Raw genomic sequence first — 17,466 nt, 5'->3', positions numbered from 1 at the left:
AGCCACCTCCCTGCCAGCCCCCTCCACCCCAGCCGGACCCGGAAGCGGAGCCGGAGCCGGCCCCGGCCCCGGAACGGGGCGGCGGCGCGGCGACCGGCGGGGTGCGTTCCCGCTGTTGCTGTTGCTGCTGCGCCCGGTAGCGGTCCAGTGCCTCGCCGCTCGACCGCCGCGACACGCCCAGATCGCCGCCGCCGGACGGCGCCCCGCCGGGAAGGCCAAAGGACGGCCCGCTTTGGGGACGGCTGTAGCCGCCGCTGCCGGTGGCCGGCGCGCGCGACGGGGCGGAGCGGGTGGAGAAGGACGGGGTGCGCACGGCCGGACGGCTGTAGCCGCCGCTGGAGCTTCGGCCCCCACCGGCCCGCGCCTCGACCTCCTGCGGCCAGAGCAGCACGCCGGTGGCCGCGGCCAGCCCGGCGGTCGCCGCCATGGGAAGGGCGGCGGGCAGCGGCTGCAGCGGCGCCAGCGCCAGAAGGACGCTGAGGAACCGGGCGGTGATCCGGTGTCGAAGGGACATGGAGCCTGAGGGCATGGAGCCTGCGCGGTGCCGTGGATGCACAGCCGGAACACCCTACATGCCCAATTGTTCGCCATCAACCTCTTCGCCGGCGGGTTCGCCATGGTGATGCGGCGGCCCGCGCAGAAACCCCACCGGAGCGTTCATTGCAAAGACCATGAGGAATTCAGGAAATCGCCGCCCCTCCACAGGGCCGGCGGGAGCAAGTTGTAATACCACTTCTATGGCCGGCATCTGAAAACGTGTCGCAGGCGGAGCGTTGACTTGACGACTCCCGAGGCCGCGACGTAAGACATCTCCGTTCCGCGGAAGTTCCTTCCGGAATGGTAGGACCAGCGGCGTGGAAAGACGCCGCAAGGGCAAAAAAGCCGGGTCCGCGAGCGCGCCCCCCGGGTCGGGGAATCGGACGACTGTTGAGCAACCTTGGATGAGAGGACCGCACCGTGCTTGAAGCTTACCGCCAGCATGTCGCTGAGCGTGCCGCGCTCGGAATTCCCGCCCTGCCGCTTTCGGCCAAGCAGACCGAGGAGCTGGTCGACCTTCTTCTGAACCCGCCGCAGGGCGAGGAAGCCTTCCTGGTCGATCTCATCACGCACCGCGTCCCGGCGGGCGTCGACGACGCCGCCAAGGTCAAGGCCGCCTTCCTGGCCTCGCTCGCCAAGGGCAACGAGACCTCGCCGCTGATCTCCAAGGTCAAGGCGACGGAGCTGCTGGGCACCATGCTCGGCGGCTTCAACATCAAGCCGCTGATCGACCTGCTGGGCGACGCCGAGTGCGGCGAGGCCGCCGCGGCCGGCCTGAAGACCACGCTGCTGATGTTCGACTACTTCCACGACGTCAAGGAGCTGGCCGACAAGGGCAACGCCAACGCCAAGGCGGTGATTCAGTCCTGGGCCGACGCCGAGTGGTTCACCTCGCGCCCCGAGGTCCCGGCCAGCCTGACGCTGACCATCTTCAAGGTGTCGGGCGAGACCAACACCGACGACCTGTCCCCGGCCCCGGACGCCTGGTCGCGCCCGGACATCCCGCTGCACGCCCTGGCCATGCTGAAGAACCCGCGCCCCGGCATCGTGCCGGAGGAGGCCGGCGTCCGCGGCCCGATCAAGCAGCTTGAGGATCTGAAGGCCAAGGGCAACCTCGTCGCCTATGTCGGCGACGTGGTCGGCACCGGTTCCTCGCGCAAGTCGGCCACCAACTCGGTGCTGTGGTGGACGGGCGAGGACATCCCCTACGTCCCGAACAAGCGCTTCGGCGGCGTCTGCCTGGGCTCCAAGATCGCCCCGATCTTCTACAACACGATGGAAGACGCCGGTGCCCTGCCGATCGAACTCGACGTCTCGCAGATGGAGACGGGCGACACGGTCGAGCTGCGCCCCTACGAGGGCAAGGCGCTGAAGAACGGCGCGGTGATCGCCGAGTTCTCCGTCAAGTCCGACGTGATCTTCGACGAGGTCCGCGCCGGCGGCCGCATCCCGCTGATCATCGGCCGCGGCCTGACCGCCCGCGCCCGTGAAGCGCTGGGCCTCGCCCCGTCGACCCTGTTCCGCCTGCCGTCCTCTCCGGTCGACAGCGGCAAGGGCTTCACGCTCGCCCAGAAGATGGTCGGCCGCGCGGTCGGCCTGGCGGAAGGCCAGGGCGTGCGTCCGGGCACCTATTGCGAGCCGAAGATGACCACGGTCGGCTCGCAGGACACCACCGGCCCGATGACCCGCGACGAGCTGAAGGATCTGGCCTGCCTCGGCTTCTCCGCCGATCTGGTCATGCAGTCCTTCTGCCACACCGCGGCCTATCCGAAGCTGGTGGACGTCAAGACCCACCGCGAGCTGCCGACCTTCATCTCGACCCGCGGCGGCGTCGCCCTGCGTCCGGGCGACGGCGTGATCCACTCCTGGCTGAACCGCCTGCTGATGCCCGACACCGTCGGCACCGGCGGCGACAGCCACACCCGCTTCCCCATCGGCATCAGCTTCCCCGCCGGCTCGGGCCTCGTCGCCTTCGCCGCGGCCACCGGCGTCATGCCGCTGGACATGCCGGAATCGGTGCTGGTCCGCTTCAAGGGCACGCTGCAGCCGGGCGTCACGCTGCGTGACCTCGTCAACGCGATCCCGCTCTACGCCATCCGCCAGGGCCTCCTGACGGTGGAGAAGAAGGGCAAGAAGAACATCTTCTCCGGCCGCATCCTGGAGATCGAGGGCCTGCCCGAGCTGAAGGTGGAGCAGGCGTTCGAACTGTCCGACGCCTCGGCCGAGCGCTCCGCCGCCGCCTGCACCGTCCGGCTCAACAAGGAGCCGATCATCGAGTACATGCGCTCCAACATCACCCTGATGAAGTGGATGATCGCCAACGGGTACGAGGACGCCCGGACGCTCGGCCGCCGCATCAAGGCGATGGAGGACTGGATCGCCAACCCGTCGCTGCTGGAGCCGGACGCCGACGCCGAGTACGCCGCGGTGATCGAGATCGATCTGGCCGACATCAAGGAGCCGATCGTCGCCTGCCCGAACGACCCGGACGACGTGAAGCTGCTGTCGGAGGTTGCCGGCGACAAGATCGACGAGGTCTTCATCGGCTCCTGCATGACCAACATCGGCCACTTCCGCGCCGCCGGTAAGATCCTGGACGGGAAGACCGACATCCCGACCCGCCTGTGGATCGCCCCGCCGACCAAGATGGACGCCCAGATCCTGACCGAGGAAGGCTATTACGGCGTTCTCGGCAAGTCGGGCGCCCGCATGGAGATGCCCGGCTGTTCGCTGTGCATGGGCAACCAGGCGCAGATCCGCAAGGGTTCGACGGCCATCTCGACCTCGACCCGCAACTTCCCGAACCGTCTGGGCATCGACACCCGCGTCTATCTCGGCTCCGCCGAGCTGTCCGCCGTCGCCGCCCTGCTGGGCAAGCTGCCGACCCCGGCCGAGTATCTGGAGCAGGTGAGCGTCGTCAACCAGAAGGCCGGCGACATCTACCGCTACATGAACTTCGACCAGATCAAGGAGTTCCAGGACGTGGCCGACACGGTCGCCGCCTGATCCGCCTGCACCTCTTCCCCTCCTCTCGCGCAAGCGGGGGGAGGCCGGGAGGGGGGCGGGTGCAAGAGGTCTTCGACAAAGATAAGCCCCCGCCGAGAGACCGGCGGGGGCTTATCTTTTTCAAGCCATCCCGTCCCAGACGGACAAGTCACAAACCGCAATCTTACATTGTGCTCACCAAAATATGAGTTCCTCTGAGCTTTTAGAAAGCTGCATCTCCCACTCAGGGTTGACAAGGGAATGGTACTTCATCACATTGAATTGGAAAAAGGCTCTTCCGTTTGAAAATCGGTTTGGGGAAGTAATTATGAGCACAGAAATGCCGGAACTTCCATTAATCAAGATATCGGTCGGAGAACCAGATGCAAATGCTGAATACTATATGGCTAAGAAAGTCAACAGCAAGCCTATTTTCATCGATGCCTATCACAATGCGCACTTCCCCGGCATCGATCAATTTCGTAGTGGTGCCAAGTTTATTTTGGTCGGACAAAAAGGGACTGGAAAAACTGCCATATTGAGGCACCTTGAGGAAGATTCTCGCAAACATTATAAAACTAAATTCATTGTCTTTAGAAAAGAAATTCTCGAAGAAGCAGACTTGGCAAAAATTGCAGTCAGCGATAGCGCATCCATGCTTATAGATGAAGAGCACATTAAGAGAACAAGATTTTTCCATCATGCCATGAAACGGCTTCTTCTTTCCCTCCTTCTGGCACAATGTGATGAAATAGAGGATCCACCGCAACAAAACGGATGGATTTCTAATCTCATTCAAAATATTAAGTCGTCCTCCGCCGGTGAGATTGCTGCGCACGTTAGCGATTCCATCGGATCCGCACTTTCATCTATGAAATTCGATGTTTCCGCAGTCACAAAGGAGAAGGTCGCGTTAGATGCAGCAAAGCTCATAAAAAGGAGCAATGATGAATTTACGAAGTTCTGCGTTTCTCAGATAAAAAAAAGGAGCCTTAAATGCCGCCTATTTCTAGACGAAATGCACTTTGCTTATAGAGATAAATCGACTCTCAGCGCTGACGCGGCACTTGTAAGAGATACGGTAATGGCCGTGCAATCCATCAACGAAAAATTTATCGATGAGAACATCGACTGCACGGTGTATATGTCAATCAGATCGGAATTCTTAGAACACGAAGAAATTTCTACGGCAGATATAAGCCATAGCATACAATCTTATGGACAAGAAATATCGTGGGAGAGCTTCCCTTATGGGAAGGAACATCCCATTTTCGATTTAATGATTGCTCGACTTCGATTGTCTCTTGGAAATAATTTCGACAGGAAAGCGATGTTTCACCGCTTTATGCCGGGCGTCTCTGCGAGCAAATTTCTCGATTACAGCTGGGGAAAGCCTCGCGATATTGTACGTTTTTTCAAGGCAGCAAGAGATAATTATCCTAATAAAGCAAGCCTGCAAAGTGCAGACTTTGCGTCCGTGTTTCGAACATATGCCAATATGGCATGGCAAGACATAAAATCAGCCCTTACAGCATTTATTCCGAAAGAATCCATTTCTGTTCTAGAGCATACCCTTCAACGTATTGCGAAAAACTCCTTGGATGGAGGGTCTCGCTACACTCACAGTGATATTTTGTCAGCTCTAAAGCCAGCGCATGAAAATATGAAAGCACATGGCGTCACCTATGAGGTCGACGAGCTATTTAGACTGCTGTATATTGTTGGAATATTTTATATTGCATACGAAGATGCCAAAGGACAAACCATTTACCACAGATTCCATCGCGGAAACAGAAGACCAATCGATAAGGGAGTGGTGCACATACACTTTGCGGTTGCGAAGTCACTTTCCTAAAGCAGAAAAGTCATTTAGCCGACTGGCTGCCTACAACGTGGCAAAGCGAAGGTGCGTCGCTCAATCACTCCCCGCCAGATATGCCCTGGGAGCGGCACCCAAAGTGCGCTTGAACATCGTCGTGAAAGCGGCGGGGTTGTCGTAGCCGAGGTCCAGCGCCACCGTCGTCACCGGAACTCCCGCGACCAGCCGCGGCAGGGCGGACACCAAGCACGCCTGCTGGCGCCATTCGACGAAGCTCAGCCCCGTCTCGCGCCGGAACAGCCGCGTGAAGTTGCGGCGGCTCATGCCCAGCCCGTCGCTCCACGCCTCGATCGTCGCCTGGATCGTCGGTTCCTGGAGAAACCGCCGGCAACGCTCCGCCAGGGCGGCGTGGGCGGGAAAGGGCAGCGACAGCGGCTCCACCGGAAGCCGCCGCATCTCGTGCAGAAGCAACGCCATCACCGCGCCGTCGTGGCTCTCCGGGTCGTAGTCCACCGGCACGTCGATCGCCCGCCCGATCAGGCTGCGGAAGAAGGGCGACAGCGCCACCACCTCGCAGCGGCCCGGCATGGTGTCGGCCAGCGCCGGGGCCAGATAGAGGCTCCGCGTCATGACCATCCCGATCATGCGGACCTCGTGCGGGACGCCCGGCGGAATCCACAGCCCGCAATGGGGCGGCATCACCCAGCGCCCCTGGGCGGTGGACAGCAGCAGCGTGCCCGTCGCCCCGGACAGCAACTGGCCGCGCCGGTGGGTGTGGGCGGCCAGCACGGTGCCGTCCGCGTGATCCTGTCCCAGAGTGATCAGCGGGCGGGGCGACTCCTCGACCGTCTCGATGCGCAGGTTCCGGACCATGGCCCAGTCTCGTAAGAAATCGGCCTGACCGCGGTGGCAGGCCGTCGCGACTCACCATAGGCTGTTGCTCCATACCAAGCAACGCGCCGCCCGCCCACCGGCCAAGCGCCAAAAAAGGCTTCCTTTCGTGACCGACACCACCCTGACCCGGCCCAAGGCCGGGGGGACGGCCCTGCCCGTCCTGGGGACGATCAGCGTCTGCCATCTGCTGAACGACCTGATCCAGTCCCTGCTGCCCGCGATCTACCCGATCCTGAAGGGCGGATTCGACCTCAGCTTCGCGCAGATCGGCCTGCTCACCCTGATCTACCAGATCACCGCCTCGCTGCTTCAGCCGATCATCGGCCTCGCCACCGACCGCCGGCCGGCGCCCTACTCGCTGACCATCGGCATGGGGGCGTCGCTGGTCGGGCTGGTCACGCTCGCCTTCGCGCCGAACTATGCGGCTCTGCTGATCGGGGCGACCTTGCTGGGCCTTGGTTCCTCGGTCTTCCATCCGGAAGCGTCGCGGATCGCCCGTCTGGCCTCCGGCGGGGCGCACGGGCTGGCGCAGTCGCTGTTCCAGGTGGGCGGCAACGCCGGCTCGGCGCTGGGGCCGCTGCTGGCCGCCTACATCATCCTGCCGCGCGGGCAGGAGAGCCTGTCCTGGTTCGCGCTGGCCGCCCTGGGCGGCATGGTCCTGCTGACCGGCATCGGGCGCTGGTACGCGCGCAGCGACCACGCCCGCCCGGTCCGCCGTGGCGGCACGGTCCGCCACCCCGGCCTGACCCACGGGCAGGTGAACCGGGCGCTGGCCGTGCTGATGATGCTGATCCTGTCCAAATACGTCTATCTGGCCTGCCTCACCAGCTACTACACCTTCTTCCTGATGGAGCGCTTCGCCCTGGCGCCGGACTCCGCTCAGCTCTGCCTGTTCGTCTTCCTGGCGGCGGTGGCGGCGGGGACGATCATCGGCGGGCCGATCGGCGACCGGATCGGGCGCAAGACGGTCATCTGGATCTCGATCCTCGGCATCCTGCCCTTCACGCTGCTGCTGCCCCATGTCGGGCTGACGGCGACGGTCGCGCTCAGCGCGGTGATCGGGCTGGCCCTGGCCTCGGCCTTCCCGGCCATCATCGTCTACGCGCAGGAGCTGATGCCGGGTCGCGTCGGCATGGTGTCCGGGCTGTTCTTCGGGCTGGCCTTCGGGATCGGCGGCCTAGCCGCCGCCGGGCTCGGCGTTCTGGCCGACTGGAAAGGCATCGGCTTCGTGTTCCAGGTCTGCTCCGTCGTTCCCCTGCTCGGCCTGTTCGCCGCGCTGCTGCCCAACCTGTCCCCGCACAAGGCGCCGTGAACCGCAAGCGCGCCGTCGCGGGTCCGCCGGACGGGTTTCCGCTCCACCATCCGGAAAAAGGTTGTTTCAGCCTCGACAAGCCGGCTCGCCGCCGTCCAGACTGCCTCCCCAAATAAAACGGAAAACAATCAAGGGGAGGCAGGGATGGCGGCGGCTCCGTCCGGGATGGTGTTCGAGAATCCGGAGAACGGCCAGCGGGAGGCGGTGACCAACCGCGAGATCCTTTGGGCCTTTCTGCTCGGTCCTGTCTACTTCGCGAAAAAGGCCGAGTGGCTGCACGCGGGAATTCACGCGTTGCTGATCCTCATCTCCCTGCTGCTGTGGCCGACCGGCGTCCTGATGACGCTGGGAGTCTGGGTCGGCTACGCCTGTGCGGCGCCGACGATCCTGGAATACCGGTACCAGAAGATGGGCTGGGAGAAGGTCGCGGGCTGAGGTGTAGCGCCGTCCTTGGTGCCCCCACCCAACCCTCCCCCGCGGCGCAGGGGAGGGCTTGCAAATGCAGGGCTCAGCCGGCCGCGCCGAACTCCTCCGGAGTCAGCACCAGCACGCCGTCCTCGTCGGCGAAGACCAGATCGCCGGGGTTGATGCGGATGCCGGCCAGAGTCACCGGCAGATCCTTCTGCCCCTCGCCATTGCGGACGGTCTTGCGCGGGATCGCCGCCAGCGCCTTGATGCCGAGGTCCAGTGTGGCGAGCACCGCGGCGTCGCGGACGCAGCCGTGGATGACCACGCCCTCCCAACCGTTCTTCACCGCGTCCTTGGCGATCAGGTCGCCCATCAGGGCGGCACGCAGGCCGCCGCCGCCATCGACCACCAGCACCTTGCCCCGACCCGGTGTGCCCAGCAGCTCCTTGACGCGGGAGTTGTCCTCGAAGCACTTCACGGTCACCGCGGCGCCGCTGAATTTGCAACGCCCGCCGAAGTCGCGGAAGACGGGGTCGGCGACGCGGGCGGTCTTCTCGAAGCGGTCGTAGAGGTCGCAGGTGCTGTCGAACTCGGTCATGCGCTTTCGCTCCCCTTCTTTGGCTTTGACGGCAGGATAACCTCATTGCAAGGATGGTCAATCCTCCGGGGCGGCGATGGCCCCCGTGCTGGTCCGCTCCAGGATGGCGCTGCGGCGGAAGCGGTAGAGTTCGGCGGGGCGCCCGCCGGTCTGGCTCTCATACTGGCCGGTCGGCTCGACCAGCCCGCCGGAGATCATCAGGCGCCGGAAATTCTGCTTGTGAAGCCGCTCGCCGGACAGCGCCTCGACCACCTGCTGAAGCTGGTGCAGGGTGAAGGTCGGGGGCAGCAGCTCGAACACGATGGGGCGGTACTTCAGCTTGCCGCGCAGCCGCTCCAGCGCCGTCGCCAGGACGCGGCGGCCGTCGCGGGCCATCGGGCGGCCCAGCGCGCGGGGCATCTCCAGCCGCACCGTGCGCTCCTCCACCCCCGCCCGGCGGGCCAAGTCGTGGTCGCGGAACGCCTCCACCACCAGCCCGGCCTCGTAGAGAAGTTCGTAGCGCTCCAGCACCCGTTCGGAATCCCACTCCCCGCCGTCCAGGGCGAAGGCCATGCGGGCGCGCTCGCCGCGGCGGGCGCGGGCGGGCTCGTCCGGCGCCGCGGCGACCCAGCGGGCCAGCGCCGGGCGGATCACCGAATCGAGCAGCGCCGGCGGCGATTCGCGCCAGTCCTCCCAGGGGAAGAACTCGTACAGGCCGCGCCACTCCGCCCCGTCGATGCGCAGCGGCGCCTCGCGCAGCAAGGCCAGATAGCCGACCACCAGCGAGCGCGGGCCGCCGAACAGCTCATGCGGGTCGCGGTAACGGTCGCCGAAGCTGTAAAGCTGCTCCACATAGCGCAGGGTCAGCCCGGCCGCCTCCTCCGCCACCGCGCGCAGGCCGTCCTGAAGCGTGCGGAAGCGCTCGGGATCGAAGGGGGCGCCCGGCAGGGCGTCGCGATGGGGCGGCGGCTCGTCGCCGCGGCGGTGCGATTCGGGGATCTCGAAACCGCTGCGCACGGTCACCACGCGCGGCTCCGCGCCGTTCGCCGCGGAAACCCTCACCGAAACGATGGCCGCCGTCAGCCCGATCTGTGTTTCCAAGCCGATCCGTGTTTCGCCTGCCACGCGCCACCCCGTTGCCGATCCGTCGGCGGCAGGATAAGCGGCCCGCCGCGGCAAATCACCGGTCTTTCCGCCGGGCACCCCCGTGAAATCTCGCCGCAAGCCGGCCCGGGATGACACTTTTGTGACTCCCCACGGGCGCCGGGGATGTTACACCAGCCGCGACGCTGAGGCTCGCGCGCAACCGTGCGGGTTCCCCAGCACTGCAGGCCGGCGTAAGTTGGAGAACCACGCATGCTGAATTTGTTCCGGGCCCTGATGCCGCGCGAAGATCGGTTTTTCGACCTGTTCGCCGACCATGCCCGGACCGTCGCCACGGGCGCGGAAGCGCTGCGGGCGATGATGGCCAGCGGCCAGGACCTGGAGGAGCGGTTCCAGACCATCCGCCGGGTCGAGAGCGAGGCCGACGTCATCGAGAAGGAGATCCAGCTCGCCGTTCACCGCAGCTTCATCGTGCCCTTCGACCGTTCGGACATCCAGGAACTCGGCAAACGGATGGACGACGTGCTCAACCTCATCGAGGAGACCGCGCGTCACCTCGTGGAGGCGGGCTTCACCGACTACACGCCGGAAATGCACGCCCAGGCCGACGCCATCGTGCGCTGCACCAATCGGCTGAGCGCGGGCATCCCCCTGCTCCGCGACATTCCCAAACACGTCGAGCAACTCCACGCGATGACCGCCGAGGTCTCGCGGATCGAGAGCGAAGGCGACCGGCTCCTGCGCGAGGCCAATCACCGGCTGCGCGACGAGAGCGGCGGGCTCGACTCCCCCATCACCCATCGCCACGCCCTTCAACGCGAGATCATCGAGCTGCTGGAACGCGTGCTCGATGCGTGCGAGGACGTGGCCGACACCATCGACGGCATCATCGTCGAACAGGTCTGATCCCATGGAAGCCGCTTCCCTCGCCCTGCCCATCCTCATCGGGCTGATCGGCGTCGCCCTCCTCTTCGATTTCCTCAACGGGCTGCACGACGCGGCCAACTCCATCGCAACGGTCGTCTCCACCCGCGTGCTGAAGCCGCGGACCGCCGTCGCGATGGCCGCCTTCTTCAATTTCATCGCCTTCCTGTTCTTCGGCCTGCATGTGGCGACCACCATCGGCACCGGCATCGTCGGGGCGGGGGTGGTCGACCCGCACGTCATCTTCGGCGCGCTGATGGGCGCCATCGTCTGGAACGTTTTCACCTGGTGGCTGGGCATCCCCTCCAGCTCCTCCCACGCGCTGATCGGCGGCCTCGTCGGGGCCGGCGTGGCGAAGGCCGGGCTGGACGCCGTGGTGGTGTCCGGTCTGGCGAAGACCGCCGCGGCCATCGTGGTCTCGCCGGTGGTCGGCTTCCTGCTGGCCAGCGTGATGATCGTGACGGTGTCCTGGATCTTCCGGCGCAGCACGCCCTTCGCGGTCGACCGGCTGTTCCGCCACATCCAGATCGGCTCCGCCGCGCTCTACAGCCTGGGGCACGGCGGCAACGACGCGCAGAAGACCATGGGCATCATCGCCGTCCTGCTCTATTCCCAGGGCCTGTTGGGGGAGACCTTCCACGTCCCCTTCTGGGTGGTCATCACCTGCCAGGCCGCGATGGGGCTGGGCACGCTGTTCGGCGGCTGGCGCATCGTCAAGACGATGGGATCCAAGCTGACCGACCTGAAGCCGGTCCAGGGCTCCTGCGCGGAGACGGGCGGGGCCATCACCCTGTTCGTCGCGACATGGCTCGGCGTGCCGGTCAGCACGACCCACACCATCACCGGGGCGATCATCGGCGTCGGCGCCGCCCGCCGCACCAGCGCGGTGCGCTGGGGTCTGGCGCAGGGCATCGTCATGGCCTGGGTCATCACCCTGCCGGCCACCGCCATCGTCGGCGCGCTGTTCTACGAGCTGTCGCTGGCGCTGTGGTGACAGCGCCCCCGCCGGGATGCGGCACGGCGGGCCGGACAGGCCCGCCGCCGGGTTCCGGCCCGGCGACAGAACGCCGAACGCGAAAAGGGCGGCCCGAGGCCGCCCTTTTTCGTACCATCCGCGCTGTGTACTGGAGCGGGCGAAGGGATTCGAACCCTCGACCCCAACCTTGGCAAGGTTGTGCTCTACCCCTGAGCTACGCCCGCGCCGCTCCAGCGGAGGAGCGCCCGTATACGCCCGGGAGACGGCCGAGGCAAGTCATTTTTTCACGCGACACCATTCCGTGCGTCGAGGCAGGGCGGGCACGGCTGGACTGCAGGCCGGGATGGGCCGCCCCTTGCCGATTGCACGAGAAAACATACCAACATATGTTAGGCTGAGTTTCCCGGAGTGAAATTACCCATTCCTTGTTTTGAATGTCTGCGCATTCGAAATTGTTTCCTCTAACATGCCGATGACGCTCCGCAGGGGGGCTTCGATGGCCGGAACGGACATGGACCTGGGCAAATCGCAATCGATGCCCACGGCGGCGCCTCACGAGGCGTCGTGCCGGCCCATGCCTGCGGCCAACGCCGCGTCCAATGCCATGCCTGCCGCCGAATTGCCGGATGGCGGAGCGGCCCGGCGCAACAGCGCGGAACGCAAGGTCGTCACCATCCTGTTCGCCGACATCGTCGAATCCTCCAGCATGGTGTCCGGCCGCGACCCGGAGGAAGCCGACCAGACCCTTCTGACCATTCTCCAGATCCTCACCGACGCGGTGGGGCGCTATGGCGGCACGGTGGCCCAGGTGCTGGGCGACGGCATCATGGCGGTGTTCGGCGCCCCCTCCGCGCTGGAGGACCATGCGCTGCGCGCCTGCCTCGCCGCGCAGGACATCGCCCGCTCGGCCATCGATTCGGACGAGTTCAAGATGCGAATCGGCATCAGCTCCGGCGAGGTGGTGGCCCAGATCATCGAGACGGGCGTCTGGACCGACTACCGCACGGTGGGCGAAACCGTGCACGTCGCCGCCAAGCTCCAGCAGCGGGCGCAGCCCAACAGCGTGCTGCTGAGCCGCGAGACGCTGGACCTCGTGCCCAAGGGCTTGACCGTCCGCCCGGCGGGGACGCTGCGCCTGTCCGCCACGGCCGAGCCGGTGACGGCCTTCGCGCTGGAGGCGGCGCGCGCGATGAGGCTCACGGCGATGGACCTGCTGTCCGCCGAAGGCACCCTGTTCGTCGGGCGCGGGCCCGAACTGGCGGCGCTGACCGGTGCGCTGCGGCAGGCCGAACGGGGCCGCGGCGCCTGCGCCGTCCTGATCGGAGAGGCCGGCATCGGCAAGTCCCGGCTGACCGGAGAGCTGATGCGCACCCCGGAGGCCGCGGCCTTCACCACGACCATCTGGCCGCAGTTCCCGATCCGCCGCCTGGGCGACCCCGACGACCTGGAGGCGGCGGCCCGTTGCCTCGCCCTGGCGGTCTGCGGAGCGGCGGATGGCCCGGCAGAGGATGGCCCGGCAGAGGATGGTCAGACAGTGGATGACCAAGCGGTGGCGCGCCTGACCGCCGCCGCAACGCGCAGCGGCGGCGAGCTGGCCGGCGAGGCGATGCGGGAACTGCTCGGCCAGCCCTCCGTCCACCCGCTGTGGCAGGGGCTGGACCCCGCCCAGAAGGCCGATTTCAGCGTCGAGGGGCTGGTCGCGGCGATCCGCGAGCTGTCCGTCGAGCGTCCGCTTCTGGTCCTCGTCGAGGACGCGCACTGGACGCGCGGGCTGACCAACCGCTTGCTCGACGCCCTCGCCGAGGGGGTGGAGGACGCCCGGGTCTTCGTCCTGGCCACCTCGCGGCCCGACACGCCGGGCGGCTGGTCCGCGCCGGATTCGGTCCACACCATCGCGCTCGAACCGCTGGAGCCGCTGCAGGCCGACGAGTTCCTGGACCATTGGCTGGGTCACAGCCCGTCGCTGGCCGATCTGAAAGCCCGCGTCGCCACGCAAAGCCAGGGCGTGCCTCTCTATCTGGAGGAGTCGCTGCGCACCCTGGAGACCACCGGGGTCATCGTCGGCAGTCCGGGCCGCTACAGCCTGGGCAAGACCGACGCCCGGATGGTTCTGCCGGCCACGGTGCACGGCCTGCTGGCCTCGCGGATCGACGCGCTGGACCCCGGTCCGCGGCGGGTGCTGATGCACGCGGCGGTGATCGGCACCTCGGTCGATCTCGGCCTGCTGCGCGCGGTGTCGCCCATCCCCGCCGCCGACCTGCCGGCCGCTTTGTCCCGGCTGGAGCAGAGCGGCTTCTTCGCGCGCTCCCGCCTGCTGCCCAACCTGGAGCTGACCTTCCGCCATGCGCTGGTCCAGGAGGTCGCCTACGCCACCCTGACCAAGCGGGAACGCCAGCCGCTGCACGGGCGGGTTCTGCACGCCCTGCGTCGGCGGTCCGACCGCAACCTGCCGAACCGGGCGGAGCTGATCGCCCATCACGCCTTCTACGCCGAGGATTGGCCGCTCGCTTGCGCCTACGGCCGCCGGGCCGGGCGCCGGGCGGAGATGCGCTGCAAGCATTTCGACGCCGGGCGCTTCTACGAGCAGGCTCTGAAGGCCCTGGACCATCTGCCGGACACCCGCCGCAACACCCAGCGGCGGATCGACCTGTGGGTCGGAATCCCTCTCGTCCTGCTCCCGCAGGGACGCCAGCTGGCCGGCGACCCGCTGGAGGAGGCGCGGGACATGGCGTTGGGCATCGGCGACCGCATCCGCTACGCCCGCGCCACCTCGCTCAAGGCGTCCTTCCAGTGGGTCTACGGTGTGCTCGACGGGGCCATCGCGCTCAGCCGCAGCGCGCTCGACCATCTGGGCGACCAGGGAACGATGGAGCTGCGCATCCAAGGGCTGATGCGGCTGGGCGGCATGCTGGTGGACAAGGGGCACTTCCCGGAGGCCCAGGAGAAGCTGGAGGAGGCGCGCAGCCTGGCGCTGGCCCATGCCCCCCGCGCGCGGTTCGGCCTGACCGCGGTGGCCGTCGCCATCACCGCGGCCTATCAGGGCCGCTGCCTCGCCGAGTTGGGGCGCGACGACGAGGCCGTCCGGGTGATGCTCCACGCGCTCGACATCGCGGAAGAGGTCGGGCACGCCTTCTCCATCTCGTCGGTGAAGGTCCATCTGGCGCTGGTCCACATCATCGGCGAGCGCTTCGCCGAGGCGTTGCCTCTGTTGAAGGACGCCGTGACGATCACCGAGGCGACGCGCCTGCACATCTTCCAGCCGATCACGCTGGGGGCGCTGGGCTACGCCATCGCCCGCACCGGCGGCGCCACGGAGGGCGCGCGGCTGCTCAACGCCAGCCTGGAGCAGGCGCACATCCTGAACCACTCGCTGCCCAGGCCGCGGATTCTGAACTGGATGTCCGATCTCGCCCTGGAAACGGCGCAGCATGACACCGCGATCGGCTGCGCCGCCAACGCGCTTGGCATCGCGACGGACGCCGGCCAACTGTCCGAACAGGGCTGGTCGCACTTCGCCCTGGCCCAAGCCTTCACCGCCGTCGGCCAGCATCGCGAGGCCATGGAGCATCTGGCGGCTGCCGAGACGATGAGCCGCCAGCTGTCCATGATGCCGCTCGCCGACCGCTGCCGGGCCTTCCGCCGCTGCCTCGCCGCGTCAGGCCCAGTGAGGTGATCCGGGTGAGGTGATCCGGGCGACGTGTCCGGGTTAGGCGTCCGGGCGGGCGCCCCTCCGGAGCGTCAGGCGACCAGCGTGGAGGTGCCCGCGGCGGTGCGCCGGAAGTGGTTCAGCACATAGACCCGGACGCTGGTGGCGAAGGGAATGCCCTCCGTCCGGCTGTCGTGGATGTCGGCGCACAGCGCCTCCAGCGATTTTCCCTGGGACTTGGCGATGTCCTTCAGCCCGTCCCAGATCGTCGCCTCCAGCCGCAGGCTGGCGCGGCGCCCTCCGATCGTCAGCGAACGCGTCACCACGGCGGGCGGCGCCGTGAGCGAGCTGAGGTCGGCCATCTCGTCGAGGCTGCGGGGGATACGGCGGTCCAACTTCATCGGTACGCTCCTGTCTCGGCTTGCCGGTTCTCGGCCTCGCGGATTTTCCCGGGTTCCCGGAATTTTTCCGGGACTGAATTTTTTCGGGACTGAACATACGCGTGTGCGTGTGTAAGCGATTCTTACCCGGGCACGGGGTGTCCGGCATGTGAAGTTCTTCACAGTCCGGACGGGCCATTCCAGCGAAGGTTTCGACATACCGCAGTATTCGCGGTTCTTCGAAACCCACGCCCAGGAGCTGTTCCCATGACCGCCATCATCGACCAGACCGCCCTCATCCGTGGTGCCGACGGCCGTCTCTTCGCCGTGACCGCCCAGGGCGTGACCGAGGTCGCCGAGCAGGCCTCCGCGCTGACCGCCACCGCCCGCATCGGCGACCGCCGCGCCTTCAACAGCGACGACCACGAGGCCGCCCGCCACGCGATCACCCCGGGCCTCTGACCGGCGGGGCGAACCTGCAGGGCCCGCTCATCGGGCCTGTTCTCCGGGCCGTGGCGGCCGGCACCTTCCCTGGCCGGCCTGCCACGGTCCCCGCCCGCCCCTTCGTTCTTCGCCGGTTTTCCGTCCGGCTCAGCCACGGGCATACCAAGTCGGCATCCTACGGCGGAGACCCTCTTCCATGCCCCTCGATTTCGTCCGCGGCATCGCCCGGGACCCGGCCATGTCCGACCAGCCGCTGAAGGTCCACACCACCGGAACCCACCGGATCGCCACGCCGGACCAGACGTTGGCCCGCGTCGCCCCCTTCCTTCCCGTCATGGGAATCACGCGGGTGGCGAACGTCACGGGGCTGGACAGCGTGGGCATCCCGGTCGTGATGGTGACCCGGCCGAATTCCCGCTCCATCTCCGTCGCCCAGGGCAAGGGTGTGACTCTGGCCGCCGCCAAGGCGTCGGGCGTCATGGAGTCGATCGAGAGCTACCACGCCGAACGCATCACCCTGCCCCTGAAATTCGCCAGCTACGACGAGCTGCGCTGGACCCACCGGGTGGTCGATGTCGCCCGCCTGCCGCGGCTGTCGACCAGCGCCTTCACCCCCCACACCCCGATGCTGTGGATCGAGGGAGACGACCTGCTGGGCGGCGGGCGGACATGGGTGCCGTTCGAGACGGTTCACCTGAACTTCACGCTGCCGATGCCGCCGGGGTCCGGCTGCTTCCTCGCCGGGTCGAACGGGCTGGCCTCGGGCAACAGCCTCGCCGAGGCGACCGCGCACGCCATGACCGAACTGGTCGAGCGCGACGCCGCCACCCTGTGGCGCCTCGCCTCTCCGGAGGCCCAGGCCGCCACCCGCATCGACCCTGACAGCGTCGCCGACCCGGTCTGCCGCTCGCTGCTCGACCGCTTCGACGACGCGGGAGTCGCGGTCGGCCTGTGGGACATCACCAGCGACATCGGCCTGCCGGCCATCCTCTGCCGCATCGCGACGCGGGACGACGCGCCGCAGCACAGCATCCGCCCGGCCATGGGCATGGGGTGCCACGCCGCGCCGGAGGTCGCCCTGTCCCGCGCCCTGACCGAGGCGGCGCAGAGCCGGCTGACCTTCATCGCCGGGGCGCGCGACGACATGCCCCGCTCCGAATACGAACGCCATCTCGACCCGGCGCAGCACGCGCGCTGGACGGCGCTGATCACCGGAGGGGCCGGACGCCGTGACTTCGCCGCCATCCCGAACCTCGCCGGGAGCACCGTCGAGGAGGATCTGGCCCGCCAGCTCGCCCGGCTGCGCGCCGCCGGCATCGAGGAGGCCGTGGCGGTGGACCTGACCAAGCCGGAGTTCGGCATCCCCGTGGTTCGTCTGGTCATCCCCGGCCTGGAGGGACTGGATTCCTCCCCGGATTACGCGATGGGCGCGCGGGCGCGCGCCGTGGCCGGCGTCTGAG

13 protein-coding genes, 1 tRNA gene and 1 pseudogene are annotated in these 17,466 nt (G+C 66.9%); 9 read left to right on the top strand and 6 right to left on the bottom strand.

Annotation, left to right across the window (positions count from 1 at the left end):
* Positions 1-514, bottom strand: a pseudogene (locus DXK32_RS32640) (hypothetical protein); the annotation flags it as partial.
* Between the two features lie 443 nt (positions 515-957).
* On the opposite strand from DXK32_RS32640, the gene acnB reads away from it, so the two are divergent.
* Together acnB and DXK32_RS32130 are read left to right on the top strand one after the other, a co-directional pair.
* A complete protein-coding gene (acnB, locus tag DXK32_RS12815; protein WP_114858858.1) occupies positions 958-3,543 on the top strand; it encodes a bifunctional aconitate hydratase 2/2-methylisocitrate dehydratase in 2,586 nt (861 codons plus the stop codon).
* A 307-nt stretch (positions 3,544-3,850) separates the two neighbouring features.
* Complete coding sequence (locus tag DXK32_RS32130; RefSeq protein WP_162801159.1) at positions 3,851-5,377, top strand: P-loop ATPase, Sll1717 family; 1,527 nt, start codon at positions 3,851-3,853, stop codon at positions 5,375-5,377.
* 60 nt (positions 5,378-5,437) lie between these two features.
* Here the strand turns inward: DXK32_RS32130 and DXK32_RS12810 are convergent, their stop codons facing one another.
* Entirely contained in the window at positions 5,438-6,214 is a 777-nt protein-coding gene (locus DXK32_RS12810) for an AraC family transcriptional regulator (RefSeq protein WP_114858857.1), read from the bottom strand.
* A gap of 127 nt (positions 6,215-6,341) precedes the next feature.
* Here DXK32_RS12810 and DXK32_RS12805 point away from each other — a divergent pair, with 127 nt between their 5' ends.
* Both DXK32_RS12805 and DXK32_RS12800 read left to right on the top strand, forming a co-directional pair.
* Positions 6,342-7,547 (top strand): MFS transporter, encoded by a 1,206-nt coding sequence (locus tag DXK32_RS12805; protein ID WP_114858856.1) that lies wholly within the window; start codon positions 6,342-6,344, stop codon positions 7,545-7,547.
* A 144-nt stretch (positions 7,548-7,691) separates the two neighbouring features.
* Complete coding sequence (locus tag DXK32_RS12800) at positions 7,692-7,982, top strand: hypothetical protein (RefSeq protein ID WP_035677313.1); 291 nt, start codon at positions 7,692-7,694, stop codon at positions 7,980-7,982.
* A gap of 73 nt (positions 7,983-8,055) precedes the next feature.
* Here the strand turns inward: DXK32_RS12800 and rraA are convergent, their stop codons facing one another.
* Positions 8,056-8,553: a ribonuclease E activity regulator RraA gene (gene rraA / locus DXK32_RS12795; protein ID WP_114858855.1), complete on the bottom strand. Its 498-nt coding sequence runs from the start codon at positions 8,551-8,553 to the stop codon at positions 8,056-8,058.
* Positions 8,554-8,610: 57 nt separating this feature from the next.
* Complete coding sequence (locus DXK32_RS33460) at positions 8,611-9,657, bottom strand: NUDIX hydrolase (protein WP_282184582.1); 1,047 nt, start codon at positions 9,655-9,657, stop codon at positions 8,611-8,613.
* A gap of 231 nt (positions 9,658-9,888) precedes the next feature.
* Between DXK32_RS33460 and DXK32_RS12785 the strand changes: the two genes are divergently transcribed.
* Entirely contained in the window at positions 9,889-10,542 is a 654-nt protein-coding gene (locus DXK32_RS12785) for a DUF47 domain-containing protein (RefSeq protein ID WP_114858854.1), read from the top strand.
* A gap of 4 nt (positions 10,543-10,546) precedes the next feature.
* The gene (locus DXK32_RS12780; protein ID WP_114858853.1) at positions 10,547-11,554 is read left to right on the top strand and encodes an inorganic phosphate transporter; all 1,008 of its coding nucleotides are present in this window, start codon (positions 10,547-10,549) and stop codon (positions 11,552-11,554) included.
* 131 nt (positions 11,555-11,685) lie between these two features.
* Here DXK32_RS12780 and DXK32_RS12775 read toward each other — a convergent pair.
* Positions 11,686-11,760, bottom strand: a tRNA-Gly gene (locus DXK32_RS12775).
* A 380-nt stretch (positions 11,761-12,140) separates the two neighbouring features.
* Here DXK32_RS12775 and DXK32_RS12770 point away from each other — a divergent pair.
* On the top strand, positions 12,141-15,209 hold the full coding sequence (locus DXK32_RS12770; RefSeq protein ID WP_162801158.1) for an ATP-binding protein: 3,069 nt from the start codon (positions 12,141-12,143) through the stop codon (positions 15,207-15,209).
* A 65-nt stretch (positions 15,210-15,274) separates the two neighbouring features.
* Here DXK32_RS12770 and DXK32_RS12765 read toward each other — a convergent pair whose 3' ends face one another.
* Positions 15,275-15,583 carry a ribbon-helix-helix domain-containing protein gene (locus tag DXK32_RS12765; protein ID WP_114858851.1) on the bottom strand — a complete coding sequence of 103 codons (309 nt, stop codon included), beginning with the start codon at positions 15,581-15,583 and terminating at the stop codon, positions 15,275-15,277.
* A gap of 246 nt (positions 15,584-15,829) precedes the next feature.
* On the opposite strand from DXK32_RS12765, the gene DXK32_RS12760 reads away from it, so the two are divergent.
* Complete coding sequence (locus DXK32_RS12760) at positions 15,830-16,024, top strand: hypothetical protein (protein WP_114858850.1); 195 nt, start codon at positions 15,830-15,832, stop codon at positions 16,022-16,024.
* Positions 16,025-16,202: 178 nt separating this feature from the next.
* On the top strand, positions 16,203-17,465 hold the full coding sequence (locus tag DXK32_RS12755) for a YcaO-like family protein (protein ID WP_114858849.1): 1,263 nt from the start codon (positions 16,203-16,205) through the stop codon (positions 17,463-17,465).
* The last annotated feature ends 1 nt before the right edge of the window (position 17,466 follow it).

It is taken from the genome of Azospirillum brasilense (genome assembly GCF_003349955.1).
Taxonomy (GTDB): Bacteria; Pseudomonadota; Alphaproteobacteria; order Azospirillales; family Azospirillaceae; genus Azospirillum; species Azospirillum brasilense_B.
The sequence above is the reverse complement of the archived record's forward strand: the minus strand, read 5'-3'. Positions and strand labels throughout refer to the sequence as shown.

Bases quoted from the DNA above. Each gene is read 5' to 3' on its own strand.
- DXK32_RS32130 (WP_162801159.1), top strand. From the start codon at position 3,851: ATGAGCACAGAAATGCCGGAACTTCCATTAATCAAGATATCGGTCGGA.
- DXK32_RS12810 (WP_114858857.1), bottom strand. From the start codon at position 6,214: ATGGTCCGGAACCTGCGCATCGAGACGGTCGAGGAGTCGCCCCGCCCG.
- DXK32_RS12800 (WP_035677313.1), top strand. From the start codon at position 7,692: ATGGCGGCGGCTCCGTCCGGGATGGTGTTCGAGAATCCGGAGAACGGC.
- rraA (WP_114858855.1), bottom strand. From the start codon at position 8,553: ATGACCGAGTTCGACAGCACCTGCGACCTCTACGACCGCTTCGAGAAG.
- DXK32_RS12785 (WP_114858854.1), top strand. From the start codon at position 9,889: ATGCTGAATTTGTTCCGGGCCCTGATGCCGCGCGAAGATCGGTTTTTC.
- DXK32_RS12780 (WP_114858853.1), top strand. From the start codon at position 10,547: ATGGAAGCCGCTTCCCTCGCCCTGCCCATCCTCATCGGGCTGATCGGC.
- DXK32_RS12770 (WP_162801158.1), top strand. From the start codon at position 12,141: ATGCCTGCCGCCGAATTGCCGGATGGCGGAGCGGCCCGGCGCAACAGC.
- DXK32_RS12765 (WP_114858851.1), bottom strand. From the start codon at position 15,583: ATGAAGTTGGACCGCCGTATCCCCCGCAGCCTCGACGAGATGGCCGAC.
- DXK32_RS12760 (WP_114858850.1), top strand. From the start codon at position 15,830: ATGACCGCCATCATCGACCAGACCGCCCTCATCCGTGGTGCCGACGGC.
- DXK32_RS12755 (WP_114858849.1), top strand. From the start codon at position 16,203: ATGCCCCTCGATTTCGTCCGCGGCATCGCCCGGGACCCGGCCATGTCC.